Raw genomic sequence first — 847 nt, 5'->3', positions numbered from 1 at the left:
GCTGACGGACGGCGCATCAGGCACCACGATCACCAACAGCCTGAGTTACAGCGTCAGCGTGGCAGCCGGCACGGCCACGGTGACACTCTCGGGCGGAACGCTAGCCGCGGCCGACCTGCAAACATTGATCGACGGCATCAGCTACAGCAACAGCAGCCAGAACCCCAGCACGGCCAGTAATCGGGTGGTGACCATCACCTCGATCCAGGACACCGGCGGCTCCGCCAACGGCGGGGGCGATACCGCCTCGCCCAACATCGGCTCGACGGTGACGCTGGAGGCAGTGAATGATGCACCCGTGATCGCCAATCTGGACGCCGACAACCCGAGCTTTGTCGTCGGTGCCAGCAGCCCGGTCAAGCTGGATGTGGGCGCTAACGCGACCCTGACCGATGTCGATCACAGCAGCTTTGGCAACAGCGGCTTCCTGCTGGTCACCCAATCCAGCAGTGGCTCCATCGCCACCGGCGATCTGTCCTTCGACGGCGCCACCGTCAAGGCCGGCGATGATGGCGTGGTGACGTCAGGCGAACGCGTCACGGTCAATGGCACCGATATCGGTGTGGTCACCACCATCGCTCCCGCGGACAACACGATCCATGACCTGCTCAAGATCACCTTCGACACCGGCGTCGCTACCCCGGCCCTGGTCAGCACCCTGCTGCAGAACCTCTCCTACACCGAAACCCCTACCAACACCGCGACAGGTGATCGCCGCTTCGACATCAGCGTCAATGACGGCGAGGAGTCCTCATCGGTCGCGATCGTGACCCTGACCGGCGCCGCCGCCCCGACCATCACCAGCGCCACCTACGACTGGGCCACGGGTCAACTGCGGGTGACCGGC

The 847-nt window shown here is 64.8% G+C and carries 1 protein-coding gene; it reads left to right on the top strand.

The window, feature by feature from the left end; genetic code table 11:
* Positions 1-847 (top strand): hypothetical protein (locus VBE63_RS30565; RefSeq protein ID WP_323686712.1); only part of this gene is annotated, 847 nt, incomplete at both ends.

Origin of the sequence: Lamprobacter sp., from assembly GCF_034860625.1 — a bacterium.
Taxonomy (GTDB): Bacteria; Pseudomonadota; Gammaproteobacteria; order Chromatiales; family Chromatiaceae; genus Lamprobacter.
The sequence above is the reverse complement of the archived record's forward strand: the minus strand, read 5'-3'. Positions and strand labels throughout refer to the sequence as shown.